The organism is Streptomyces sp. KL2 (assembly GCF_046529545.1).
GTDB classification, from domain to species: Bacteria; Actinomycetota; Actinomycetes; order Streptomycetales; family Streptomycetaceae; genus Streptomyces; species Streptomyces radiopugnans.
Window position 1 is genome coordinate 2138819 of the sequence record NZ_CP127170.1, and the last position, 24046, is coordinate 2162864.

The 24046-nt window shown below is 74.4% G+C and carries 17 protein-coding genes and 1 pseudogene; 12 read left to right on the forward strand and 6 right to left on the reverse strand.

Annotated elements, in window-relative coordinates; translation table 11 throughout:
- Nucleotides 1-17 precede the first annotated feature (17 nt).
- A complete protein-coding gene (locus QPK52_RS09545; RefSeq protein WP_410536892.1) occupies nucleotides 18-1628 on the reverse strand; it encodes a methylmalonyl-CoA mutase in 1611 nt (536 codons plus the stop codon).
- 269 nt (nucleotides 1629-1897) lie between these two features.
- Here QPK52_RS09545 and QPK52_RS09550 point away from each other — a divergent pair, with 269 nt between their 5' ends.
- Entirely contained in the window at nucleotides 1898-2842 is a 945-nt protein-coding gene (locus tag QPK52_RS09550) for a L,D-transpeptidase family protein (protein ID WP_410536894.1), read from the forward strand.
- Nucleotides 2843-3101: 259 nt separating this feature from the next.
- Here the strand turns inward: QPK52_RS09550 and QPK52_RS09555 are convergent, their stop codons facing one another.
- Together QPK52_RS09555 and QPK52_RS09560 are read right to left on the reverse strand one after the other, a co-directional pair.
- Nucleotides 3102-4292 (reverse strand): hypothetical protein, encoded by a 1191-nt coding sequence (locus QPK52_RS09555; RefSeq protein WP_410536896.1) that lies wholly within the window; start codon nucleotides 4290-4292, stop codon nucleotides 3102-3104.
- Nucleotides 4289-4933 carry an RNA polymerase sigma factor gene (locus QPK52_RS09560; protein ID WP_410536897.1) on the reverse strand — a complete coding sequence of 215 codons (645 nt, stop codon included), beginning with the start codon at nucleotides 4931-4933 and terminating at the stop codon, nucleotides 4289-4291. Before QPK52_RS09560 ends, QPK52_RS09555 begins: the two co-directional genes overlap by 4 nt.
- A 548-nt stretch (nucleotides 4934-5481) precedes the next feature.
- On the opposite strand from QPK52_RS09560, the gene QPK52_RS09565 reads away from it, so the two are divergent.
- The 5 genes from QPK52_RS09565 (at nucleotide 5482) to QPK52_RS09585 (ending at nucleotide 14092) form a co-directional block, all read left to right on the forward strand.
- Nucleotides 5482-8247 carry an FG-GAP-like repeat-containing protein gene (locus QPK52_RS09565; protein ID WP_410536899.1) on the forward strand — a complete coding sequence of 922 codons (2766 nt, stop codon included), beginning with the start codon at nucleotides 5482-5484 and terminating at the stop codon, nucleotides 8245-8247.
- A 238-nt stretch (nucleotides 8248-8485) separates the two neighbouring features.
- Nucleotides 8486-9115 carry an RNA polymerase sigma factor gene (locus QPK52_RS09570; protein ID WP_093661593.1) on the forward strand — a complete coding sequence of 210 codons (630 nt, stop codon included), beginning with the start codon at nucleotides 8486-8488 and terminating at the stop codon, nucleotides 9113-9115.
- The gene (locus QPK52_RS09575) at nucleotides 9112-10353 is read left to right on the forward strand and encodes a hypothetical protein (protein WP_410536901.1); all 1242 of its coding nucleotides are present in this window, start codon (nucleotides 9112-9114) and stop codon (nucleotides 10351-10353) included. Before QPK52_RS09570 ends, QPK52_RS09575 begins: the two co-directional genes overlap by 4 nt.
- 53 nt (nucleotides 10354-10406) lie before the next feature.
- Nucleotides 10407-13184 (forward strand): alpha/beta fold hydrolase, encoded by a 2778-nt coding sequence (locus tag QPK52_RS09580; RefSeq protein WP_410536902.1) that lies wholly within the window; start codon nucleotides 10407-10409, stop codon nucleotides 13182-13184.
- The gene (locus tag QPK52_RS09585) at nucleotides 13181-14092 is read left to right on the forward strand and encodes an ABC transporter permease (protein WP_410536903.1); all 912 of its coding nucleotides are present in this window, start codon (nucleotides 13181-13183) and stop codon (nucleotides 14090-14092) included. The genes QPK52_RS09580 and QPK52_RS09585 overlap by 4 nt, the downstream gene beginning before the upstream one ends.
- A 122-nt stretch (nucleotides 14093-14214) precedes the next feature.
- Here the strand turns inward: QPK52_RS09585 and QPK52_RS09590 are convergent, their stop codons facing one another.
- Nucleotides 14215-15843 carry a beta-N-acetylhexosaminidase gene (locus QPK52_RS09590; RefSeq protein ID WP_410536904.1) on the reverse strand — a complete coding sequence of 543 codons (1629 nt, stop codon included), beginning with the start codon at nucleotides 15841-15843 and terminating at the stop codon, nucleotides 14215-14217.
- Between the two features lie 251 nt (nucleotides 15844-16094).
- On the opposite strand from QPK52_RS09590, the gene QPK52_RS09595 reads away from it, so the two are divergent.
- The 5 genes from QPK52_RS09595 (at nucleotide 16095) to QPK52_RS09615 (ending at nucleotide 20243) form a co-directional block, all read left to right on the forward strand.
- A complete protein-coding gene (locus tag QPK52_RS09595) occupies nucleotides 16095-16739 on the forward strand; it encodes a 2-oxo-4-hydroxy-4-carboxy-5-ureidoimidazoline decarboxylase (protein WP_410536906.1) in 645 nt (214 codons plus the stop codon).
- 135 nt (nucleotides 16740-16874) lie between these two features.
- Complete coding sequence (gene sdhC / locus QPK52_RS09600; protein WP_093661581.1) at nucleotides 16875-17255, forward strand: succinate dehydrogenase, cytochrome b556 subunit; 381 nt, start codon at nucleotides 16875-16877, stop codon at nucleotides 17253-17255.
- A 4-nt stretch (nucleotides 17256-17259) separates the two neighbouring features.
- A complete protein-coding gene (locus tag QPK52_RS09605; RefSeq protein ID WP_410536909.1) occupies nucleotides 17260-17694 on the forward strand; it encodes a succinate dehydrogenase hydrophobic membrane anchor subunit in 435 nt (144 codons plus the stop codon).
- A gap of 24 nt (nucleotides 17695-17718) precedes the next feature.
- Complete coding sequence (sdhA, locus tag QPK52_RS09610; RefSeq protein WP_410536911.1) at nucleotides 17719-19473, forward strand: succinate dehydrogenase flavoprotein subunit; 1755 nt, start codon at nucleotides 17719-17721, stop codon at nucleotides 19471-19473.
- Nucleotides 19473-20243, forward strand: a complete 771-nt coding sequence (locus tag QPK52_RS09615) for a succinate dehydrogenase iron-sulfur subunit (protein WP_410536912.1) — start codon at nucleotides 19473-19475, stop codon at nucleotides 20241-20243. Before sdhA ends, QPK52_RS09615 begins: the two co-directional genes overlap by 1 nt.
- 276 nt (nucleotides 20244-20519) lie before the next feature.
- Here the strand turns inward: QPK52_RS09615 and QPK52_RS09620 are convergent.
- Both QPK52_RS09620 and QPK52_RS09625 read right to left on the reverse strand, forming a co-directional pair.
- Nucleotides 20520-21973, reverse strand: a pseudogene (locus QPK52_RS09620) (metallophosphoesterase).
- Nucleotides 21974-22042: 69 nt separating this feature from the next.
- Nucleotides 22043-22291 carry an SCO4848 family membrane protein gene (locus QPK52_RS09625; protein WP_410536914.1) on the reverse strand — a complete coding sequence of 83 codons (249 nt, stop codon included), beginning with the start codon at nucleotides 22289-22291 and terminating at the stop codon, nucleotides 22043-22045.
- Nucleotides 22292-22402: 111 nt separating this feature from the next.
- Here QPK52_RS09625 and QPK52_RS09630 point away from each other — a divergent pair, with 111 nt between their 5' ends.
- Entirely contained in the window at nucleotides 22403-24013 is a 1611-nt protein-coding gene (locus QPK52_RS09630) for a D-alanyl-D-alanine carboxypeptidase (RefSeq protein WP_410536916.1), read from the forward strand.
- Nucleotides 24014-24046: the final 33 nt, after the last annotated feature.

Consider the following 24046-nt stretch of genomic DNA (forward strand, 5'->3'; position numbering starts at 1 on the left):
CCCGCGACGGGGCGCGGTCAGAAGGCGTCGGTGGGAACGTAGGCGCCCCACACCTCCCGCAGGGTGTTGCAGACCTCGCCGACGGTGGCGCGGGCCCGCAGCGCCTCCTTCATCGGGTACAGCACGTTGTCGCTGCCCTCGGCCGCCTTGCGCAGCTCGGCCAGCGCCCCGTCCACGGCCGCCCGGTCGCGCTCGGCGCGCAGCCGCGCCAGCCGCTCGGCCTGCTGGGCCTCGATGGCCGGGTCCACCCTCAGCGGCTCGTACGGCTCCTCCTCGTCGAGCTGGAACCGGTTGACGCCGACGACGACCCGCTCGCCGGAGTCGGTCTCCTGGGCGATGCGGTACGCGCTGCGCTCGATCTCGCCCTTCTGGTAGCCGCGTTCGATGGCGGCCACCGCGCCGCCCATCTCCTCGACCTTGCCCATCAGCTCCAGCGCGGCGGCCTCGACCTCGTCGGTCATCGACTCCACCACGTACGACCCGGCGAAGGGGTCGACGGTCGCGGTCACGTCGGTCTCGTAGGCCAGCACCTGCTGGGTGCGCAGCGCCAGACGGGCCGACTTGTCGGTGGGCAGCGCGATGGCCTCGTCGTAGGAGTTGGTGTGCAGCGACTGGGTCCCGCCCAGCACCGCGCCCAGGCCCTGGACGGCCACGCGCACCAGGTTCACCTCGGGCTGCTGCGCGGTGAGCTGCACGCCCGCGGTCTGGGTGTGGAAGCGCAGCATCATCGACTTGGGGTTCCTGGCGCCGAACTCCTCCTTCATCACCCGCGCCCAGATCCGGCGGGCGGCGCGGAACTTGGCCACCTCCTCCAGGATCGTGGTGCGCGCGACGAAGAAGAACGACAGCCTCGGGGCGAAGTCGTCCACGTCCATCCCGGCCGCCACCGCCGTGCGCACGTACTCGATGCCGTCGGCGAGGGTGAAGGCGATCTCCTGCGCGGGCGTCGCCCCGGCCTCGGCCATGTGGTAGCCGGAGATGGAGATGGTGTTCCAGCGCGGGATCTCGGCCCTGCAGTACTTGAAGATGTCCGCGATCAGCCGCAGCGAGGGCTTGGGCGGGAAGATGTAGGTGCCGCGGGCGATGTACTCCTTGAGCACGTCGTTCTGGATGGTGCCCGTCAGCTTCTCCGACGGCACGCCCTGCTCCTCGGCCACCAGTTGGTAGAGCAGCAGCAGGACGGCGGCGGGGGCGTTGATCGTCATCGAGGTGGAGACCTCGCCCAGCGGGATGCCGTCGAACAGCACCCGCATGTCGTCGATCGAGTCGATCGCCACGCCGACCTTGCCGACCTCGCCGTGCGCGATGGGGGCGTCGGAGTCGTGGCCCATCTGGGTCGGCAGGTCGAAGGCGACCGACAGGCCCATGGTGCCGTTGGCGATCAGCTGCTTGTAGCGGGCGTTGGACTCCACCGCCGTGCCGAAGCCGGCGTACTGGCGCATCGTCCACGGCCGCCCGGTGTACATCGTCGGGTACACGCCCCGCGTGTACGGGTACGAACCCGGCTCGCCCAGCTTCGCCTCCGCGTCCCAGTCCCGGAGCGAGTCGGGTCCGTAGACCGGCTCGATCGGCAGCCCGCTCTCGGTGAGCCGGGCCCTGCCAGCTCCGCGGCCAGTCTCGCGTGCCATGTTCGGTGCCTCCCGTTTCGTCGCCCTGTCCGATACGGACTGTAGCGATCGGCGGGAGAGCGGCGGGAGAGCCACAGCCTGGGACCTTGCTCACAAACGAGCGGGGTGGTGCGCGGACGGGCTCGCGCGGGTGCCGCGCGCGGAACCGCCGGGGGGGGTGGCCGGACGTCCGCGGTTCGGGCAGTCTGGCTGCCGGGAACCCACACAGGTGGGGAAGACCGGTGAAGGTCCGGCGATTCGAGGGGGTTTCGATGTCCCGGGGGGAGTCCATGTCGCACAGATCGGTGGGCCGCACCGCACTCGCCGCGGCGGCCGCGGTGCTGCTGGGGGCGGGGTGCACGGCGCAGCAGACGGGCACGGAGTCGCGGGCGCCCGCGGCGGTAACGGCGCCGCCGCCCGCACCGTCCGTGACGCGGAGCACGCCCGCGCCCGCGCCGACGCCCACGACAACGGCGCCGTCCACACCGTCCGCTCCGTCCGCGAGCCGGGAGGAGGCGCGGGGCACCTCGGCGCCGCCTGCCGCGGCGCCGCCGGCGACCGCCTCGCCGCCCGCGGCGCCGTCGGCGTCCGCTCCGCCGTCCGCCCCCGCGCCGATGATGCGCGAGGGCGCGCAGGGCGAGAGGGTCCGCGAACTCCAGGCGCGGCTACGCCAGGCCGGGCACTTCGACCTCAACCCGACCGGCTACTACGGCCCGGTCACCACCGCGTCCGTCTCCGCCTTCCAGAAGCGGCGCGGCCTGACGGCGGACGGCCAGGTCACCCGGGACACCTGGAGCGCTCTGACGGCGCGGACGAGGACCCCCACGCGGGCGGAGCTGTACCCGCCCACCACCCGGCCGATATCCGACCCCGACCCGAGGTGCCTGACGGGCCGGGCGCTGTGCATCAGCAAGGAGAGCCGGACGCTGGCCTGGATGATCGACGGGAAGGTCGTCTCCGCGATGGACGTGCGCTTCGGCTCGGAGCTCACCCCGACCCGCGAGGGCGAGTTCGGCGTCACCTTCAAGAGCCGTGACCACCACTCCACGATCTACGACACCCCGATGCCGTACGCGCTGTTCTTCAGCGGGGGCCAGGCGGTGCACTACTCCGCGGACTTCGCCGCCAACGGCTACAACGGCGCCTCGCACGGCTGCGTCAACGTACGGGACAAGGAGAAGATCGCCGCGCTCTTCGAGCAGGTGAGGGTGGGCGAGAAGGTGATCGTCTACTGACGTCGCCGGCGCCCTGCGGAACGGGGCGCGGGCCGGTGTGAAGAGGCGCGGGCGGGGCCGGGGGAACGTGCCCCGCCCGCGCTACGCGCATCCCGCAGGTACGGGGGGAACCTTGGGTGGCGCGCTCGCCGATGACCAGTCGGCTTGTTCTGTACTGCGTCCGCGACCCGAAAAGTGTCACACCCCCCGGGCGGCGGCCGCGGTGACGCCGGTCACACGGCTCCCGGCACGCGCTCCGGGGTGTGGATCCGGCCAGGGTTCAGGACGTGGGAACGGCCGTCGCGGAGCCCCGGGACGCGTCCGGTGCCCGCGGGATCCCTCCGGGCTCGGAGGGACCGGTGGGCGCCGCGGGGCCGGTGGGGCCGGCCTTCCCGGTGTCGGCGGGGAAGGTGTCGCCGCCCTCCTCCTCGGGCAGCGTGTCGCCGCTCTCCTCGGGGACGGCGTCCCCGCCCTCGGCGCCGTCCCCGGTGCCGTCCCGGCCACCCGTGGCGGGCCCCGCGGAATCGCCCGTGCCGGAGGACCCGCCGGACGATCCCCCGGAAGACCCGCCGGAGGATCCACCGGACGTGCTCCCGCCGGAGGATCCGCCCGAGGCGGAACCGCCGCCCGTACCGCCGCCGGTGCCGCCGGTCGCCGCGCCGGACCGGCGGCAGTGGCCGTCCACCCGGTCCGGGCCTCCCAGGGCCCGCTCCAGTTCGGCCCGTTCCCGCCTGGCCAGCTCGCCGTCCAGGAACTTCCCGCACAGTTCCTCCAGGCGTGCTTCCGCCTGGGGGGACCGGACGGTGGGAACCCCGGCCCGGTCGCCCGCGCCGTCCCTCCCCGGGACGGGCGGGCCGCTCTCCGCCGGCCGGCCGCCGGGGCCGGGGCCGGCGCCGGCCGGATCGCCTTCGCCCGGGGCTCCCGGGCCGCCGCGCTCCTCGCCTTCCCGTCCGCCGTCCGCGCCCGGGCGGCCGGAGAGGGAGTCGGCGGTGCCGGCCGGCGGCGGGAGGAGCCCGTCCGGCTCGGCGGACACGCTCGTCGCCGGGGCGGGTGATCCGTTCCCTCCGCCGAACGGCGCGGGCAGCACCCCGCTGCCGGCCGCTATGGCGACCCCGCCGAGCACTCCGCCGAGTGCCAGCGCGGCGAGGCCCGTCCTCAGGGGGCGGCCGAGCGACCGCAGACGGCCGCGGCGCTCGGCGGCCGCGGCTCCGGGCCGTGCGCGGGCCGCCCGGAAGGCCGCCAGCGCGGCGGCCTCCCCGGGCAGCTCACCGTCGTCACGTGCGCCGGGCACGGCGGCAGGACCGGCTGTGGCGGCAGCGGTCGCGGGGACGGCGGCGAGTCTTTCGAGGGCCTCGGCCAGTGCCGATGCGCCCGGCTCGTCCGCGGACAGCGGGGGGTGGGCCGACCGTCCGCGCAGCAGACGCTCCGCGGTCTCCTCGTCCAGCCAGTCGTACCGGTCGTCGGCCCTCACGTTTCCCTCAGCGTCCGTCTGGCCTTTTCCGTCACACTCCGTGCGGCTCCGGCCCTGAGTGCGGGCACCCCGTCGCCGACCCCTTCCTCCCCCTCCAGCAGCTCCGCCAGCTTCCGCAGACCCCGGTGCGCGGCGGTGCGCACCGCGCCCGGCCTCTTGCCCAGCACCTGTGCGGCGCCCTTGGCGTCCAGACCGACGACCACCCGGAGCACGACGGCCTCGGCCTGGTCGCGCGGCAGCCGGGAGATCAGGGCCATGGTGCGCCCGGTGCCGATCGATTCCAGAGCCTCGTCGAAGGTGTCGGATCCGGCGGGCAGCACCGCCAGTTCGTTGTCGTCGTCGACCGGGCTGGAGGCGGGCCGCCGCCCCCGCGCCCGGATGTGGTCGAGCGCGCGGTTGCGGGCGATCCGCGCCGTCCAGCCGCGGAAGCGGTCGGCGTCCCCGTCGAACCGGCCGATGTCCCGGGCGATCTGCAGCCACGCCTCGGAGGCGACGTCCTCCGCGTCCGCATCCGGGACCAGCGTCCGCACGTACCCCAGCAGGCGGGGATGCACGGCGCGGTAGACGGTGCGGAAGGCGCATTCGTCCCCCTCCCGCGCCGCCCGCACCGCTGCGGTGAGTTCCGCGTCTTCCCCCTGCACGCCTTAGTCCTGCCCCACTTCGCGATGTAGCGCTCGCCCGCGCTCCTGGCCGAGCGCGGTCCCGCCATGATGCTTCGATCTGCGTCGATGCGAAGCAGAACGCTACGACCTAGTGTGCGCTCCCGTCCATGCGGGCGGGGCGGTAGTTACCGAGATGAAGACGGCGGGGAGGACACGCGGACGGGCGGCGGAGACCGGGCGGAGGGAGTGTGGGAGCAGGGGACGCGGGGGGAGTAACAGTTTTCGGCCCCCCGGCGCTGAGGGTTGTGACGGGCCTCGCTCGGCGCGGCGGTCCGCACTCGACGACGGCCGGGGTCTCTCCTGTGGGGGGTGGCGACCCCGGCCGTCTTCGCATGCCCGGCCCGGTCACGGGCCCGGTCCTGTAACGGTTGAGCACCCCCCGCTTTCCCGGAGTGACACCTCCTCTACGGTGAGCGTTCACCGAAGGGTCCCGTGACGGACGCGGGGCGAGCGAGTCTCCGGACGAACGATCCAGACGACAAGGGGCGGGACATTTGAGTCCGCGAAGAACACGAGCGCGCAGAACATTGAGTCTGAAGAGGCGGACCTGGCTGACCCTGGGTGCCGTCGCGGTGGGCGGAGCCGGCGTGGTGACCGTCGCCGTGGCCAACCCGCCCGAGGACAACGGGAATCCCGTGACCGCGTCGCCGGTCAAGGTGTACTCCGTGAACCTGAAGACCAGGGGCGAGGGGCACAGCGGCGTGACCCGCCGCGACACCAAGCCGTTCAGCCTGCTGGGCATCTCCTGGCCCCGGGCGACCGCGGAGATCGGCGGCCGGGCCGAGGTGCGCACCCGCGACATCGAGACCGGCGAGTGGACACCGTGGCAGGAACTGGACCTGGACATCCACGTCCCCGAGGGCGAGGAGGGCCGGGAGGCCACGGCCCGCGGCGCGACCGCGCCCCGCTGGGTCGGCCCCTCCGACGGCGTCGAGGCCCGGGTGGTCTCCGCCGACGGGCAGACCGGTGACGAGTTCCCCGCCGGGATGCGGCTGGACCTGGTCGACCCGGGCGTGACGCCGCGCGAGGCCGAGAAGGCGAACGCGGCCGACCTCGGCCCGGCGGCCTTCGAGACGGCCGTGGACACGGGCATGCGGCCCGCCGCCTACGTCGCCGAGGACCCGGTGCCCACCGCCACCGCGAGCGACCCGGCGGACGGCGCCTCGGCGTCGCCCGGTGAGCCGTCGCCCACCGAACCGGCGCCCACGGGGACGGAGTCCACCGCTCCGGGCACCACCGAGCCCACTCCCACCGGGACGGAGCCCACCGAGCCGGGCGCCACCGGGAGCCCGACGGCCGACCCGTCGCCGACCCCGACCGTGCCGGCCGCACCCGAGTCCACGGTCACCCGGCCGCCGATCGTCTCGCGCGCCGCCTGGGGCGCCGACGAGTCCATGGTCGAGGAGCCCTCGGCGTACCTGGAGGACGGCATCAAGGCGGCCTTCGTCCACCACACGGCGCTCGAGGACATCAACTACACCTGCTCCGACTCGGCCGCGATCGTGCGGTCGCTGATGACGTTCCACGTCAAGAGCAACGGCTGGAACGACCTGGGCTACAACTTCCTGGTCGACAAGTGCGGCACGATCTTCGAGGGCCGGCACGGCGGCGTCGACCTGCCCGTGGTGGGCGCGCACACCTACGGCTTCAACAGCTACTCCACCGGCATCGCGGTGATCGGCAACTACGCCGCGGGCGACGTGCCCACCCCCGATGTGACCGGCGCCGTCGCCAGGGTCGCCGCCTGGAAGCTCGGCCAGTACGGCGTGGACCCCACCGGCAGGGTGACGCTCACCGCCATGGGGAACACCGGCGTGTGGAAGGAGGGCGAGCAGGCCACCCTGCGCACCGTCTCCGGTCACCGCGACGGCTACAACACCGCGTGCCCGGGCCAGGCGCTGTACGACGCGCTGCCGGAGATCCGGCGCTTCGCCGCGAGCCCGGCCGCGAGCTCCGCGGCCCCCACCGCCGACTTCAACCGCGACGGCATGGGCGACATGGCCGTGGGCACCCCCCGCGCCGCCGTGGGCGGCAAGGCCAAGGCCGGCACCGTCAGTGTGGCGCCCGGCGGCGTGGACGGCCCGGTGGCCTCCACCAGGGTCACCCTCTCCCAGTCCAGCCCGGGTGTCCCCGGGGCCTCCGAGACCGGTGACAGCTGGGGCGCGGCGGTCGCGTACGGCGACGTCAACGGCGACGGGCACGCGGACCTGGCGGTCGGCGCGCCCGGCGAGGACGACACGGTGGGCAACACCGACTCCGGCGCGGTGACCGTCCTGTACGGCCCCGGCTTCACCAAGGCCAAGTGGCTGGAGGCGGCCACCGCGGACCGCACCGGCGGAGCCCGGTTCGGCTCGACCGTCGCCGTCGGCGACTTCGACAGCGACGGCACCGCCGACGTCTTCACCGCCTCCACCCGCGGCCCGGCCGGCTGGTGGGCGTTCGACGTCGCCGACGGCACCGTGCGCAAGGGCGCCCTGAAGACCGGCACCACCGGCACCATCGACTCCCTGGCCTCCACCACCGGTGACTTCAACCGCGACGGCTACACCGACGTGGTCCTCAACCACCGGGACTCCGGCGGCACCGGCCGGCTCACGCTCCTCAACGGGTCGGCCGGCGGCCTGACCTACGTGGGCATGTCGTCCGTCAAGGGCGGCCGTTCGGTCGCCGCGGCGGACATCGACGGCGACGCGTACACGGACCTGATCGTCGGCCAGCCGTACGCCTCCGAGTCCAGCGCCTTCCGCGGCGGCCAGATCACCGTGCTGCCCGGTTCGCCGGACGGGCCGACCACCACCGGCCGGAAGGTGATCCACCAGGACACCTCCGGCGTTCCCGGGGCCGCCGAGGCCGGCGACGCGATGGGCTGGTCGGTCTCGGCGGGCGACGTCAACGGCGACGGGCGCGCCGACGTCCTCGCCGGCCTGCCCTTCGAGGACATCACCCGCGACGGCGCCAACCGCAAGGACGCCGGTATGGCGCTCCTGCTGTACGGCACCTCCTCGGGGCTGGGCACCTCCGGCGCCATGAGCCTCCACCAGGACACCTCGGGCGTCCCCGGGGTCTCCGAGACCGACGACCGGCTCGGGGCGGGCGTCCTGCTCGCCGACATGTCCGGCTGGGGGCGGGCGGATCTGGCCGTCGGCGCGCCGGGGGAGAACTCCTTCGACGGGACGATCCTCCAGTTCGACGCCGGCAGCCGGGGCGTCTCCACCTCGGGCGCCGTCTACTACGGCCGCTCGGCCATGGGTACGCCCGCGGGCGCCTGGCTGGGCTATCCGCTGGCTCCGTGAACGAGCCCCGAGTGAGCCGTGAGCGGGCCGTGAGCAGGCGGACGGCTCGCCGGTGAACGGCGGCCGGTGAACGGCCGGCCGCCGGTTGGCGGCACAAGGGGCCGGACGGGATCCCCGTCCGGCCCCTTCCTCCTTCTCCCGGGCGGCGTACGGGTGTTCGCGTTCGCGTCGGGCCGTCCCCGCCGACGCGGGGCCGCCGTGTCGACGTGTCGCACGGGAGCGTGGAAGGATCCCGTCCGTGAGTGATTCGGCGGACGGCGGCAACGGGATCCACCCGGAGCGCACCGGGGATCTGAACGCTGCGGTTCTCGGTGTGCGGCGGGGAGACGAGGCCGCCTTCCGCGCCGTCTACCGCTGCCTCAACCCCGAACTCCTGCGCTACGCGGCCGTCATCGTCGGTCAGGACGCGGAGGACGTCGTGGCCGAGACGTGGTTACAGATCGCCCGGGACGTGCTGCGCTTCGAGGGGGACGGCGCCTCCTTCCGCCGTTTCGCCCTGGCCGTCACACGGAACCGGGCCCGTGACGTCCTGCGTCGCAGGAGGAGGCGTGTGCAGGAGATCACCGTGCCGACCGACGAGCTGCCCGAACCGCGCGCGGCCGGCACCCCCGGCGGGGAGGCCGCCCCGGACACGGCGGAGGTGGCCGGGGCGAAGCTGTCGACACGTGAGATCGTCTCCCTCATCGGCACTCTGCCCGTTCCGCAGGCCGAGGCGGTACTTCTGAGGGTGGTCCTGGACCTGGACACGAAGAGCACGGCCGAGATCCTCGGCAAGCGGCCGGGGGCGGTGGCGATGGCGCTGTCACGCGGTCTGAAGAAACTGGCCCGGCTGGTGGAACGGCCCGAGGCAACGGCGGTACGGAGGTGAACGACCCGATGCGGGACGGGGAGGAAGGCGCCCGGGTGACCGAGGCCGCGCTGCGCCGTCTGATCGCCGAGGGCTCCCGGCCGGGCAACGGCCTGCGGGGTTCCGGTTCCAGGGGCTCGGGCGACCTGCCGTCGGACGACAGCCTGCGCGCCCTCGCGGCGGTCCTCGGCGCCGCGGTGCCGCCGCCGGGTTCCGGCGTGCTCAAGGGCGAGGAGGAGGCCCTGGCCGCCTTCCGGGCGGCCCGCGACGAGCGGGCGGCCGCCGATCCGGCGGCGGCCGGCCTGCGGGGCCGTCTCGCCCGGCTGGCGCGGCGCCTGGGCCGGACGCGCACGGGCGCGCTCGGCGTGGTCGTGGCCGCCGTGCTCGGCAGCGGGGTGGCGGTGGCCTCCGTCGGGGTCCCGTTCCTGCCCGGGAGCGGTCCGAACGGCGCGCCCGGCACCTCCCAGGCGCCGGACGCCGCCTCGACGCCTCCCGCCCCCGCGTCCCCGAAGGCGCCCACGACCGGGGAGGCCGGCCCGGCCGGGCCGCACCCCGACGGCTCCGGGCCCGGGGCCGTACCGCCCTCCGAGGCGTCGCCGCGGATCGTCGCGCTGTGCCGGGCCCAGGAGCGGAATCCGGGCAGCCCGGCCGGGGCCGCGCGGAAGCCGCTGGTCACCGCCGCGGGCGGACGCGACCGGGTCGCCGAGTACTGCGACGCGGTACTGGAGGGCCCGGCGGCCCTGCCGCCCCCCGCCGACGGCGGCCGGGGCGGCGCGAACCCGGGCAGCGGCGGTGACGGCAACAGCGGCGGCAGCGGGAACGACGGCGGGAACCCGGGCGGCAACGGCGGCGGGAACCCGGGCGGCAACGGCGGCGGGAACCCGGGCGGCAACGGCTCGGCGCCGGACACCCCGAACCGGCCCGGTGAAGCACCGGCCGATCCCGGCACGCCCGGCAGCGGCCGTCAGGACGCCGGCTCCGGCGGTCCCGGCAGCGGGAACGGCGGGAACGGGAATCCGGGCAACGGAGCCGGCCGGGGCAACGCCGACCAGGCCGGCACCCGCCCCGGCGACGGCAACGGCGGTGGCGGCCGGGACACCGGTAACCCCGGCAACGGCGGTGGCGACGGCGCCCGGGGTGACGGAAACCCGGGCAGCGGCAACGACAACGGCGCCGGCCCCCGGGCCGAGGCCGCGCGGGACCGGGGCGCCCCCGCGAACCGTCCCGCGGCCGCCCCGGCGGGCGGCGCCGCCCCCTGATCCCGCCCCGGGGCGCCCGGTGTGCCGGGCGGGACACCGCGTAGGGTCGGGCCATGGATCTCCGACTGCCCAGGCCCCGCCGACGGCTGCTCGCGGCGATCGCCGCCGCCGCCGTCCTCGCGGGGGGCGGTGTGTGGGCGGCCCTTCCGGACGACGCGCCCGCCGTACGCCACACCGAGCAGAAGCTCACCCTGCCCGAATCGCCGGAGCACGGGGGCGGCGGGAACGGCGGGGAAGGCCGGGACGGCGGGGACACCGTCCGGATCGACACCTCCTACTTCACCGCCGGCGACCCGGACACCCGCCGCCCGGCGGTCCTGCTGGGCCACGGCTTCGGCGGCAGCAAGGCCGAACTGCGCGGCCAGGCCGAGAAGCTGGCCCGCTCCGGCTACGCGGTGCTGACCTGGTCGGCCCGCGGCTTCGGCGCCTCCACCGGCCGGATCGGGCTGAACGACCCCGACCGCGAGGTCGCCGACGTCAGCGCCCTGATCGACTGGCTGGCGAAGCGGCCCGAGGTACGGCTCGACGCCGAGGGCGACCCCCGGGTGGGCGTGGCGGGCGCCTCCTACGGCGGCGCGGTCTCGCTGCTGGCCGCCGGGCACGACGAGCGGGTCGACGCCGTGGCCCCGCGCATCACCTACTGGGACCTGTCCGAGGCGCTCTTCCCGGACGGCGTCTTCAAGGAGCTGTGGACCGGGATCTTCTTCACCACCGGTTCCACTGTCGCGGGCGCCGGCGCCCCCACCGCCGGGCCCGCCTCCGAGCGGGCGGGCTGCGGCCGGTTCGCCACGGAGCTGTGCGCGATGTACGAGCGGGTCGCCGTCGCCGGGGAGCCGGACGAGGAGGCGCGCGAGCTGCTGCGCGAGCGCAGCCCGGTGGCCGTCGCCGACCGGATCGACGTGCCGGCGCTGATCGTCCAGGGCCGCTCCGACTCCCTCTTCCCACTCGGCCACGCCGACGCCATGGCGGAGGCGATCCGCTCCAACGGCGCGCCGGTGGCGGTGGAGTGGATCGCGGGCGGCCACGACGGCGGTCCCGACGAGACGGAGCGGCTGGACGACCGCACCCGCGCCTGGTTCGACCGCCACCTCAAGAACGAGAAGGGGGTGGACACCGGCCCGGCCTTCCGCGTCACCCGTACCGGCGGCATGGACACCACCGACGGCGAGACGCGGCTGCGGGCCGCCACCGCCGAGCGCTACCCCGGCCTGGCGGCCGGCGACCGGGCCGTAGGGCTGCGGGGGCGCGAGCAGACCTTCGCCAACCCGGCCGGCGGCGGCCCGCCCGCCGTCTCCGCCGTCCCCGGTCTGAGTGCCGTGGGCGGCGGGCTGTCGGACCTGGGCGTCGGCCTGTCGGTGGACTACCCCGGCCAGCACGCACGCTTCGAGTCGGCGCCGCTGGCCGAGGCCGTCCAGGTCACCGGTGCCCCCTCGGTGCGGGTGGAGGTCGCCTCCACGTCCGGGGAGGCGGTGCTGTTCGCCAAGGTCTACGACGTGGGTCCCGACGGGCGCCAGGTCCTGCCCTCGCAGCTCGTGGCGCCGCTGCGGGTCACCGGGGCCGGGGAGGGCCGGAGCGTGGAGGTGCGGCTGCCCGCGATCGACCACCGCTTCGAGGCCGGGCACCGCATGCGGGTGGTGTTCTCCGCCACCGACCTGGCCTACGCCTCGCCGGTCGAGCCCGCCGCCTACACCGTCTCCCTCGGGGAGGGCGGGCTGAGCGTGCCGACCGCGCCCGGCCTGGCCGTCGAGGCGGCCGGCACCCCGTGGTGGGTGTGGGGCCTGCCGTCGGCCGGCGCGGCCGTGGCGGCCGTGCTGCTGCTGACCGGACGCCGCCGCGGGGCCGCGTCCGGCACCTCCACCGCATCCGGCACCTCCACCGCGCCCGCCGCCGCACCGGAGGCGGATCCCGTACGCGAGGACGTCCCGCTGGAGATCACCGGCCTGTCCAAACGGTACGCGGGCTCGGCCGACCGCTACGCGGTGCGCGGTCTGTCCTTCCGGGTGGAGCGCGGGCAGGTGCTCGGCCTGCTCGGTCCCAACGGCGCGGGCAAGACCACCACCCTGCGGATGCTGATGGGCCTGATCACCCCCGACAGCGGTGAGATCAGGGTCTTCGGCCATGTGATCCGCCCGGGCGCGCCCGTGCTGTCGCGGGTCGGCGCGTTCGTCGAGGGCGCGGGCTTCCTGCCGCACCTGTCGGGCCGGGACAACCTCGAGCTGTACTGGCGGGCCACCGGCCGCCCCGAGGGGGACGCGCACATCGAGGAGGCGCTGGAGATCGCCGGGCTGGGCGACGCCCTGGAGCGCGCGGTGCGCACCTACTCGCAGGGCATGCGGCAGCGGCTGGCGATCGCCCAGGCCATGCTGGGCCTGCCGGACCTGCTGATCCTGGACGAGCCGACCAACGGCCTGGACCCGCCGCAGATCCGCGAGATGCGGGACGTGATGATCCGCTACGCGGCGGCCGGCCGTACCGTGATCGTCTCCAGTCACCTGCTGGCCGAGGTCGAGCAGACCTGTACGCACCTGGTGGTCATGGACCGCGGCGAGCTGGTGCAGGCGGGCCCGGTGGAGGAGATCACCGGCTCCGGCGACACCGTGCTCGTCGGGGTGCGGGGCCCGGTGCCGGAGGCGCTGCCGGAGAAGGTGGCGGCCCTGCCCGGTGTGGGTTCGGCCGTCGCCGTCGACGAGGGGCTGCTGGTGCGGCTCGACGGCGCCACCACCACGCGACTGCTGACCGAGCTCCTGCGGCTGGAGGTGCCGGTGGAGCGCGCCGGACCGCACCGCCGTCTGGAGGACGCCTTCCTCACCCTGATCGGAGGAGAGCGATGACCGCCACCGCCCCCGGCCCCACTCCCCCTTCCCCGCCCGCGCCGGGCCGGCCGGGCGTGGACCCGTCGGGTGCGGCGCCCGGCTACCACCCGCGGCGCACCCTGCCGCTGCGGGTGGAGGCGGTGCGCCAGCTGCGCCGCCGCCGCACCCTGGTGACCGGTCTGGTGCTGGCCGCGCTGCCGCTCGTGCTGATCGCGGCCTTCGCGATCGGCGGCGAGCCCGAGCGCGGCGGCCGGCGCATCAACCTGATGGACACCGCCACCGCCTCCGGGCTGAACTTCGCCGCCATGGCGCTGTTCGTCTCCGCCGGCTTCCTGCTGGTGGTGCCGGTGGCGCTGTTCTGCGGCGACACGGTGGCCTCCGAGGCGAGCTGGTCCTCGCTGCGCTATCTGCTGGCGGCCCCGGTGCCGCGCCGGCGGCTGCTGCTGAGCAAGCTGGTGGTGGCGCTGGTGTTCAGCGCGGCGGCGATGGCGCTGCTGCCGCTGGTGGCGCTGGCGGCGGGCTCGGCGGCGTACGGCTGGGGCCCGCTGGAGCTGCCCACCGGCGGCACGCTGCCGGCGGACGAGGCGCTGGGCCGGCTGGCGCTGGCGGTGGCGTACGTCTTCGTCGGCCAGCTCGTCACGGCAGGGCTGGCGTTCTGGCTGTCCACGGTCACCGACGCACCGCTGGGCGCGGTCGGCGGCGCGATCGGGCTGACGATCGTGGGCAACATCCTGGACGCTGTCACGGCGCTGGGCGACTGGCGCGAACTGCTGCCCGCGCACTGGCAGTTCGCCTGGGCGGACGTCTTCCAGCCGGAGCTGGAGACGGGCGGGATGCTGCGGGGCGCGTCGGTGTCCGTGGCGTACGCGCTGGTGCTGTTCGCCCTGGCCTTCCGCCACTTCCGCACCAAGGACATCGTTTCCTGAACCTCGCGCTCCGGTCCGTCCCCGAGCCGCCTCGCGATCACGGTCCGCCTCCCGGGCCGCCTCCCGAGCGGTACGGGCCCCCCGGGGTGCCGGCCTCTCCCCCTCCCCCGGGGTGCCGGCCCCTACGTCACCCGGTCCGACAGGTCGCGGAAGTCCTCCCACTCCAGGGCGGGCGGGGAGGGGTCCCACAGCTTCTGCGCCACGGCCCGCAGCGGCATCCGGATCCCCCGGGCGACCTCGGCCGCCGTCTGCGCGCCCGACAGGTCGCACCAGACGGCCAGCCGCCCGCCCACCACGCGGTCCGGCCCGGTCAGCTCCGCCGGCTCCGGCTCGGTGCCGCGCAGCACGGCCGGGGTCCACTCCTCGTAGATCCGCTCTCCGGTCGGATAGGTGAACTCGTTGGGCTCGCCGAGGACGTAGTAGAGGTACTCGTCGTTGAGGTTGACCACCTCCCAGCCCTCGCGCAGGTACTCCCCGGGCGGCCGGGCGCCGATCTCCTTGCCCGTCCAGTAGGCCACCTGCCTGGGGCGGCTCGGTTCGACGACCCCGCCGGCGTGCTGGCCGTCGTTCCACACCTGGGGTGTGAAGCCCGCCTTCCGCACGGTCTCGGCGCGGTCGTTGAGCCAGGCCGCGGCCAGGTCGCGCACCCGGGCCCGGGGGCCGTGCTCGCGGCGGGCGGCCTCGGCCAGCTCCGGGTAGGCGGCCTCGGGGTCGGAGCGCATCAGCGCCCGGTACTCGTCGCCGCCCAGGTGCCAGTAGGGGCCGGGGCCGGGCTGGTCGCGGAAGAGGGGGGCGTACTCGCGCAGCAGGTCGTCCACCAGGCGTGCCGAGCGCGGGTCGGAGATGTCGATCGCGCCGGGCGCCGGGTCGCCGTCGGCGTCGCGCAGCCGGAGGCCGGGGTGGGCGTCGAGCACCGCGCCGAGGTGGCCGGGCGAGTCGATCTCGGGGATGACGGTGATGTGCCGGGAGTTGGCCAGCTCGACGATCCGGCGCAGTTCGTCCTTGGTCAGGTGGGGGTCGGAGACGACCTCGGGGTGGGAGTCGCTCTCGACGCGGAAGGCCTGGTCGTCGGAGAGGTGGAGCTGGAGCTGGTTGAGCTTGAGGTCGCCCATCTCGCGGATGCGGTCCTCGATCCACTCCGCGCTGAAGTGCTTGCGGGCGATGTCGAGCATGAGGCCGCGCTGCGGGCGGTCGGGCCAGTCGCGGACGGTCCCGCGGGGGATCGAGCCGCCCTCGCGGAGGGCCTGGAGGAGGGTGCGGGTGCCGTGGAAGACGCCGGCGTCGGTGCGGCCGGTGACGGTGACCCGGCCGGTGTCGGCCCTGAGCACATAGCCCTCGCGGCCTCCGTACCCCTTGTCGGAGGCGGTGGAGTCCAGTCTGAGCTCGATGTCGCCGGGCCCGGCCGGTCCGCCGGAGTGCTCCACGTCCAGCTCCCCGGCGAGCAGCTCGGCCTCGTCGGCGAGCGGTCCGCCGGGGTCGGCCACGACGCGGGTGCCGGGGGCGGGCTGCCAGCCGATGCCGGGCTCGGGCGTCCACCGGCGTACGGCGGGGACGGCGGCGGGGGCGGCGGGCAGGGTGACGGCCGGTACGCCGGGGGTCCTGCGGGGGCCCTCGCCCGGCTCCCCGCCGCCGTCCCCCGCGCCGTCCGGCAGCACGAGGAGGGTGACGGCCGTGACGGCGGCGGCCACTCCGGCCACGGCCGCGACGGCGGCGGTCTTCCTGCGGGGATTGCGTCTGCGCCTGCGTCCCATGGGGTGACCGTATTGCCCCTTTCCAGTCCTCGTCCGTCAACCATGCGCCCGGAACTCGTCTCGTCCGGGTGAAAAGAATCTGCCCACCAACCACCCTCTCCCACTTATCGTTACCGTGACGTCATCCTCCGTCACACGATCACTCCGGTCACCCTGGTCACTCCGGTCACCCGGACCACCCCGGCCACCACCGTCAACCGCACTCCCGTGTCCCGCGACGTCCCTGACGTCTCCCCGCGCCCGAGGAGCCCATGCGCCTGCCCCCTCAGCGAAGCGAGGCAACGCCGCTCCACCGCCTCAACACCGCCTCCCCCGCCGACCTCCGGGGCGCCCTGCTGGCCTGCTGCGGCAGCCGGCGGTGGGCGGAGAGCATCGCCGCCCACCGCCCCTACCCGGACGTGGAGGCGCTGCTCGCCGCCGCCGACGAGGCCAGCTACGACCTCACCGACGAGGACCTGTCCGAGGCCCTGACCGGGGAGTCCGCCGCCGGCGCCGGGTACGGCGGCCCGCTGTACGGCGGGCGGCACATCGCCATCACCGGCCCCGGCGCGCTCGCCGCGCACACCGCCCTGCGCGCCGCCCACGCCGCGTACGAGAGCCGCTTCGGCTACGCCTTCGTGCTGTGCGTGGACGGGGTGCGCGAGGAGGAGGCGCTCGACCACGTCCTCGCCGCGATCCGCACCCGGCTGGGCAACGAGGCCGAGCGGGAGCGCGCCGTGGCCGCCGAGGAGCTGCGCCGCATCGCGCGCGGCCGGCTGCTGCGGCTGGCCCGGGAGGGGACGCCCCCGTGGCGGACGCGGCGGCCGGGCCACCCCGCCGGGCCGGACGCCTCCGCGCAGGCCCCGGCCGCCACCACGGCCCCCGGCCGGGCTCCTAGCCCGTCCGTGCCTGATTGATCACATCTGGACCCCCGGGGGAACCGCGCCGACGGGACATCGTTACCATGGCCATCGGCCGGTGGACCGTACCCGGCCGGGCCAGACCGACACCGAAGCCGGCCGGCCCCGTAACCGCTCCCGGAGGGTATTTCCGTGCCGGCTGGAACGCTGTACCGCGGCCGGGAAGGCATGTGGTCCTGGGTGGCTCACCGAGTCACCGGCGTCCTCATCTTCTTCTTCCTGTTCGTGCACGTCCTGGACACGTCGCTCGTCCGCGTCTCCCCGGAGGCCTACGACGACACCGTGGCGGTCTACAAGACCCCCATCGTCGCGCTGCTGGAGTACGGCCTCGTGGCCGCCATCCTCTTCCACGCGCTCAACGGCCTTCGGGTCGTCGCCGTCGACTTCTGGTCGAAGGGCACCAAGTACCAGCGCCAGATGCTGTGGACCGTCATGGGCATCTGGATCGTGCTGATGATCGGGGCGCTGTACCCGGTCCTCGGGCACGCCGTGAGCGAGCTGTTCGGGAGCTGACGACATGGCCTACGACGTAGACAACCCCGCCCCCGTCATCGAGCCGCCCCGCGCCCGGACCAGCCGGACCCCCAGGAAGTTCACGCCCGGCAACTTCGAGATGCACGCCTGGCTGTTCATGCGGCTGTCCGGCATCGTGCTCGTCCTGCTGGTGATCGGCCACCTGCTGATCCAGCTCGTCCTGGACGGCGGCGTCAGCAAGATCAACTTCGCCTTCGTGGCCGGTCGCTGGGCCTCGCCCTTCTGGATGACCTGGGACCTGCTGATGCTGTGGCTGGCGATGCTCCACGGCGCCAACGGGCTGCGGACCGTCATCAACGACTACGCCGAGCGGGACGGCACCCGCTTCTGGCTGAAGATGCTGCTGTACACCGCCACGGTGTTCACCGTCCTGCTGGGCACGCTGGTGATCTTCACCTTCGACCCGAACATCCGCTAGAGCCGGGGCTGAGGCGCTTTCATCATGAAGATCCACAAGTACGACACCGTCATCGTCGGCGCCGGCGGCGCCGGGATGCGCGCCGCCATCGAGGCGACCAAGCGCAGCCGCACCGCGGTGCTGACCAAGCTCTACCCCACCCGCTCCCACACCGGCGCGGCCCAGGGCGGCATGGCCGCGGCCCTCGCGAACGTCGAGGAGGACAACTGGGAGTGGCACACCTTCGACACGGTCAAGGGCGGTGACTACCTGGTCGACCAGGACGCCGCCGAGATCCTGGCGAAGGAGGCCATCGACGCCGTCCTCGACCTGGAGAAGATGGGCCTGCCGTTCAACCGGACCCCGGACGGCACCATCGACCAGCGCCGCTTCGGCGGCCACTCCCGCAACCACGGCGAGGCCCCGGTGCGCCGGTCCTGCTACGCCGCGGACCGCACCGGCCACATGATCCTCCAGACGCTGTACCAGAACTGCGTCAAGGAGGGCGTGGAGTTCTACAACGAGTTCTACGTCCTGGACCTGCTGCTCAGCGAGGTCGACGGGGTCAAGCGCACCGCGGGCGTCGTCGCCTACGAGCTGGCCACCGGTGAGATCCACGTCTTCCAGGCCAAGGCCGTCGTCTTCGCCTCGGGCGGCAACGGCAAGTTCTTCAAGGTCTCCTCCAACGCGCACACCCTGACCGGCGACGGCCAGGCCGCCGCGTTCCGCCGGGGTCTGCCGCTGGAGGACATGGAGTTCTTCCAGTTCCACCCGACCGGCATCTGGCGCATGGGCATCCTGCTCACCGAGGGCGCCCGCGGCGAGGGCGGCATCCTGCGCAACAAGGACGGCGAGCGCTTCATGGAGAAGTACGCGCCCGTCATGAAGGATCTGGCCTCGCGAGACGTCGTCTCCCGCTCGATCTACACCGAGATCCGCGAGGGCCGCGGCTGCGGCCCCGAGGGCGACCACGTCTACCTGGACCTCACCCACCTGCCGCCGGAGCAGCTCGACGCCAAGCTGCCGGACATCACCGAGTTCGCGCGCACCTACCTGGGCATCGAGCCGTACACCGACCCGATCCCGATCCAGCCGACCGCGCACTACGCGATGGGCGGCATTCCGACCAACGTCATGGGCGAGGTGCTGGCCGACAACACCACGGTGGTGCCGGGCCTGTACGCGGCCGGCGAGGTCGCCTGCGTGTCCGTGCACGGCGCCAACCGCCTGGGCACCAACTCGCTGCTGGACATCAACGTCTTCGGCCGCCGGGCGGGCATCGCCGCCGCCGAGTACGCGGCGACCGCCGACTACGTGGACCTGCCGGAGGACCCGGCCGCGTTCGTCGTGAACCGGGTCGAGGCGCTGCGCTCCTCGGAGGGCAGCGAGCGGGTCACCGAGATCCGCAAGGCGCTCCAGGAGACCATGGACAAGAACGTCATGGTCTTCCGCACCGAGCAGACGCTCAAGGAGGCCGTCGAGGAGATCGCCTCCCTGCGCAAGCGCTACCTGAACGTGTCGGTCCAGGACAAGGGCAAGCGGTTCAACACCGACCTGCTGGAGGCCATCGAGCTGGGCAACCTGCTCGACCTGGCCGAGGTGACGGCCGTCTCCGCGCTGGCCCGCAAGGAGTCCCGCGGCGGCCACTACCGCGAGGACTACCCCAACCGCGACGACGTCAACTTCATGCGCCACACCATGGCGTACCGTGAGGTGGGCGACGACGGCACCGAGTCGATCCGGCTGGACTACAAGCCGGTCGTGCAGACCCGCTACCAGCCGATGGAGCGTAAGTACTGATGGCCACTCCCGTCATGGAGAAGTCCGGGGCCGGTGCCGACGGCACGGCGACGGACTCCCCCTACATCACCGCGACCTTCCGCATCCGCCGGTTCAACCCGGAGGTCTCCGACGAGGTCACCTGGCAGGACTTCCAGCTCGAGATCGACCCCAAGGAGCGCGTCCTGGACGCCCTCCACAAGATCAAGTGGGAGATCGACGGCACGCTGACCTTCCGGCGCTCCTGCGCGCACGGCATCTGCGGCTCCGACGCGATGCGCATCAACGGCCGCAACCGGCTGGCGTGCAAGACGCTGATCAAGGACATCAGCCCGGAGAAGCCGATCACGATCGAGCCGATAAAGGGGCTCACGGTCCAGAAGGACCTGGTGGTCGACATGGAGCCGTTCTTCCAGGCCTACCGGGACGTCATGCCCTTCCTGATCACCAAGGGCAACGAGCCGACCCGCGAGCGCCTGCAGTCCGCCGAGGACCGCGAGCGCTTCGACGACACCACCAAGTGCATCCTGTGCGCCGCGTGCACCTCCTCGTGCCCGGTGTTCTGGAACGACGGCCAGTACTTCGGCCCGGCGGCGATCGTCAACGCGCACCGCTTCATCTTCGACTCCCGCGACGAGGGCGGTGAGCAGCGTCTGGAGATCCTCAACGACCGCGAGGGCGTCTGGCGCTGCCGCACCACCTTCAACTGCACGGAGGCCTGCCCGCGCGGCATCGAGATCACCAAGGCCATCCAGGAGGTCAAGCGCGCGCTGATCACGCGCCGCTACTGAGACCCGGCTCCCGTCCCGCCCACCGCGGGCGGGCCGGGGCACGGATCGCGGTGAGGGCCCGCACCCTTGGGGTGCGGGCCCTCACGCATGCGTCGCTCCGGGGCCGGGAGGCGGGGTACGTCCGCGGCGCACCGGCGTGAACCGCCGGCGGGTCCGGGCTCCGCCGTGCCGCCGCCGGAGCCCGGCGGCGGCACCACTTCACGGGAACGCCGGTACTTCACGGGAACGCCGGTGACCACGTCGGCGGCCACGTCGGCGACCTCGTGCGCGGGGGTGTCAGGCCTGCTTGGAGACGAGTTCGACGACGGTGATGTCCGACTCCGCGCCCACCCGCACCGGCGGGCCCCAGGCGCCCGCGCCGCGGCTGACGTAGAGCTGGGTGTCGCCGTAGCGCTCCAGGCCGGCGAGGGTGGGGTTGACCAGGCCGGCGAGGTGGTTGCCGGGCCACATCTGGCCGCCGTGGGTGTGGCCGGAGAGCTGGAGGTCCACGCCGTGGTCCACGGCGTCGTGGATCATGACCGGCTGGTGGGCCATGAGGACCACCGCGCGGGAGGTGTCGCGGTCGCCGAGCGCCCGCTCGAAGTCCGGCCCCTGCCCCTCCTCCTCGCCCGCGAGGTCGTTGACTCCGGCCAGGTCGAAGTGGCGCAGCTCGCGGCGGGCGTTCTCCAGCGGCTCCAGGCCCAGCTCGCGGACGTGGTCGATCCACTCGGCCGCGTCGCCGAAGTACTCGTGGTTGCCGGTGACGAAGTAGGAGCCGTCGCGCGAGCGGAGCCGGGCCAGCGGCTCGGCGGCGCTGCCGAGCTCGGCGACGGTGCCGTCCACCAGGTCGCCGACGACGGCGACCATGTCGGCGTCGGCCCGGTTGATGGTGTCCACGATCCGCTGGGTGTGGGCGCGGCCCAGGACGGGGCCCAGGTGGACGTCGCTGACGACGGCGATGCGGTAGCCGTGGGCGGCCCGGGGCAGCTTGGCCAGGGGGACGGTGACGCGCTTGAGCTTCGGGCCGCGCAGCACGCCGTACGTGCCGTAGCCGACCGTCCCGGCCGCCGCGACGCCCGCGGCGGCGGCCACGGTGCGGGCCACGAACAGCCGCCGTGACGGACCGGCCGGCGGCTGCTCCCCGGGGGCGGATCCGGCCGCGGCCGCGGTCCCGGCACCGGAGCCGGGGCCGGAGCCGGGGCCGGAGCCGGGGCCGGAGCCGGGGCCCGCGCCGTCGCGGACGGCGACGGCCGTACGCGCCGTCCCGGCCCGCGTACCGCCGTCCGCGCCCTCCTCGGCGGATGCGGAAGCGGGCGCGGAGGCGGGGGCGCGGTGCGCACCGCGCCCCCGGCGGCCTCACCGCCGTTCTCTCCGGCGCCCTCCGCGACGCCCTCCCCGGCGGCGTTCCCGTGCGCCGCCCGCCTCGCGTCCCGCCGCTCCAGGAAGCGGCGCAGCAGCGGCCGCACCGCCTCCCCGGCGAGCAGGGCCAGCGTCAGGTACAGCACCATGGCGAGCCAGAGGAAGCCCGGCCAGGCGAGGGTCTGCTTCAGGACGAAGGGCACGTCCGCCCGTCCGGCGGTCTGCGCCGCGACGGCGGTCAGCGGCAGCAGGACGAGCAGGGGCGTGCCCACCCGTCTGTACCAGGTACCGCGCGCCGCCACGTCGCGCACCAGACGCCGCCACAGGTACCAGTGCACCGCCGCCAGGACGGCGACCACCAGCACCAGGACGCCCACGAACACCACGGCCATGCCCCGCTCCACTCCCCTGCCCGATTGCCTGTCCTCAGCCGAACGTACCGGCGGCCGTCATGTGTTCCTTCAGCCGTCGCGCGGGGCGCGCAGGGCCCGCAGACCGCGCAGCCCGATGATCCCGATGGCCGTGCCCAGCGCCAGCGAGACCACGGCCAGCACCAGATGGATCCAGAAGTACGCGGTCGGGTCGCCGGCGTCGTCGAACGCCAGGCCGCCGCTGTCCTTCCACAGGTTCCTGGTGAAGTTGGTCCACACGAACCAGCTCCACACCCCGAAGCCGAGCAGGAACCACGAGACGGGGCGAGAGAGTTTCACACCTACAAGTATGTCTATCGGCCCAATGGAATCACTGGCAGGGGCGTCTCCCGCCACCGCGATGGTCCTCTCGGAGGTTCCGTACGGGCGCGGAGCCGATACGTTCGCTCCGTGTCGAAGACCCACTGCGTAATCGCCCGCGCGCGCCGAGTGCGCAGCGCCCGCGGCCTCGCCGCCGCCACAGCCCTGCTCCTGCCGTGCTTCCTGCCCGGCCTGTCCGGCACTCCGGCCGCGGCGCGCGCCGTGGCGGACAAGCCCCGGGAGCCGTCCCCGCCCGCGCGGATGTCCGCCGTCGGCGGGGAACGCCTCGGCCTGCCCGGCGTCCAGATAGAACCGCGGGCCGGGGCCGGCACCCCCGAACTGCCCGACTCGATCACCTCGCGCGCTTGGATCGTCGCGGACGCCGAGACCGGTGACGTGCTGGCGGCCAAGAACGCGCACTGGCCGCTCGCCCCGGCCAGCACCATCAAGATGCTGTTCGCCGACACCCTGCTGCCGAAGTTCGACAAGGAGCGGGTCCACCGGGTCTCCCGGGAGGAACTGCTCCGGGTCGGTCCGGGCAGCAGCATGGTCGGCCTCAAGGAGGGCCTCACCTACACGGTCGACGACCTGTGGAAGGGCGTCTTCCTCCGCTCGGGCAACGACGCGGTGCACGCGCTGGCCGAGCTGAACGGCGGCGTGGACAAGACCGTCCGGGAGATGAACGAGCACGCCAGACGGCTCGGCGCGACGGACACCCACGTCGTCAGCCCCGACGGCTACGACGCCGAGGGGCACGTCTCCTCCGCCTACGACCTCACCCTGTTCGCCCGCTCGGGGATGCAGAAGCCGGACTTCCGCGCGTACGCGGCCACCGTCCGCGCGCAGTTCCCCGGGGACGTGGAGAAGGGGAAGGACGGGAAGAAGAAGCGCGGCACCTTCGAGATCCAGAACACCAACCGCCTGCTGACCGGCGCCCCCGGCCTGGAGCCGTACGAGGGCATCGCGGGCGTCAAGAACGGCTACACCACCAACGCCGGGTCCACCTTCACCGGCGTCGCCCAGCGCGGCGACCGGGTGCTGCTGGTGACCGCCATGCACCCCGAGGGGGGCGGCCTGAGCGTCTACGAGGAGACCGCCGACCTCCTGGACTGGGGCTTCGAGGCCGCCGGGAAGACCGAGCCCGTGGGCGAGCTGGTGCCGCCCGAGGGGGCCGCGTACGGGAGCGGCAAGAACGCCGACGACAGGCCCGGCAGCCAGGCGGGCGGGACCGACGCCCAGCCGGCCGGGCCCATCACGCCCAACGCGGCCAGGACGCACGGGCCGTCGGACGGCGCCGGTACGGCCCTGATGATCGTGGCGGCGGTCCTGGTCGCGCTCGGCGCGGGGGCGTACGGGGTACGCCGGCGCTGGCCGCTGCCGGGCGTGACCGGTCTGCCGCACCCGGGGCGCGGCCCGCAGGGCCCGGCGGTCCTGGGCGGCCCGGGGAACCCCGGTGCCCTGGAGAGGATCGTGACGAGGCCTCCGGCCCCCGGGAGGCCGGAGGGCGCCGCCTCCGCGCCCGGAAGCACCGGAAGGGCGGGCGGGGCGGGCGGGGCCGGAGTCCGGGCTCCGAAGGGCCCCGGGACGCCCGGGGCCCCGGAGGACGCGAGGAACCCGGAGGGCTCCGGGGAGGGGCCCGCCACCGGTTCCGGTGGGATCGAGCCCCCGGCGCCCCCGGCTGAGGGCGCCGGGACGCCCTGAGGCACCCGGGGCGCCTGAGGAACCCGAGGAGCC

Excerpts from the sequence above, each read along its gene's own strand:
- QPK52_RS09590 (WP_410536904.1), bottom strand. The coding sequence starts at position 15,843 with ATGGGACGCAGGCGCAGACGCAATCCCCGCAGGAAGACCGCCGCCGTC.
- QPK52_RS09615 (WP_410536912.1), top strand. The coding sequence starts at position 19,473 with ATGGCCACTCCCGTCATGGAGAAGTCCGGGGCCGGTGCCGACGGCACG.
- QPK52_RS09585 (WP_410536903.1), top strand. The coding sequence starts at position 13,181 with ATGACCGCCACCGCCCCCGGCCCCACTCCCCCTTCCCCGCCCGCGCCG.
- QPK52_RS09595 (WP_410536906.1), top strand. The coding sequence starts at position 16,095 with ATGCGCCTGCCCCCTCAGCGAAGCGAGGCAACGCCGCTCCACCGCCTC.
- QPK52_RS09580 (WP_410536902.1), top strand. The coding sequence starts at position 10,407 with ATGGATCTCCGACTGCCCAGGCCCCGCCGACGGCTGCTCGCGGCGATC.
- QPK52_RS09545 (WP_410536892.1), bottom strand. The coding sequence starts at position 1,628 with ATGGCACGCGAGACTGGCCGCGGAGCTGGCAGGGCCCGGCTCACCGAG.
- QPK52_RS09550 (WP_410536894.1), top strand. The coding sequence starts at position 1,898 with ATGTCGCACAGATCGGTGGGCCGCACCGCACTCGCCGCGGCGGCCGCG.
- sdhA (WP_410536911.1), top strand. The coding sequence starts at position 17,719 with ATGAAGATCCACAAGTACGACACCGTCATCGTCGGCGCCGGCGGCGCC.
- QPK52_RS09605 (WP_410536909.1), top strand. The coding sequence starts at position 17,260 with ATGGCCTACGACGTAGACAACCCCGCCCCCGTCATCGAGCCGCCCCGC.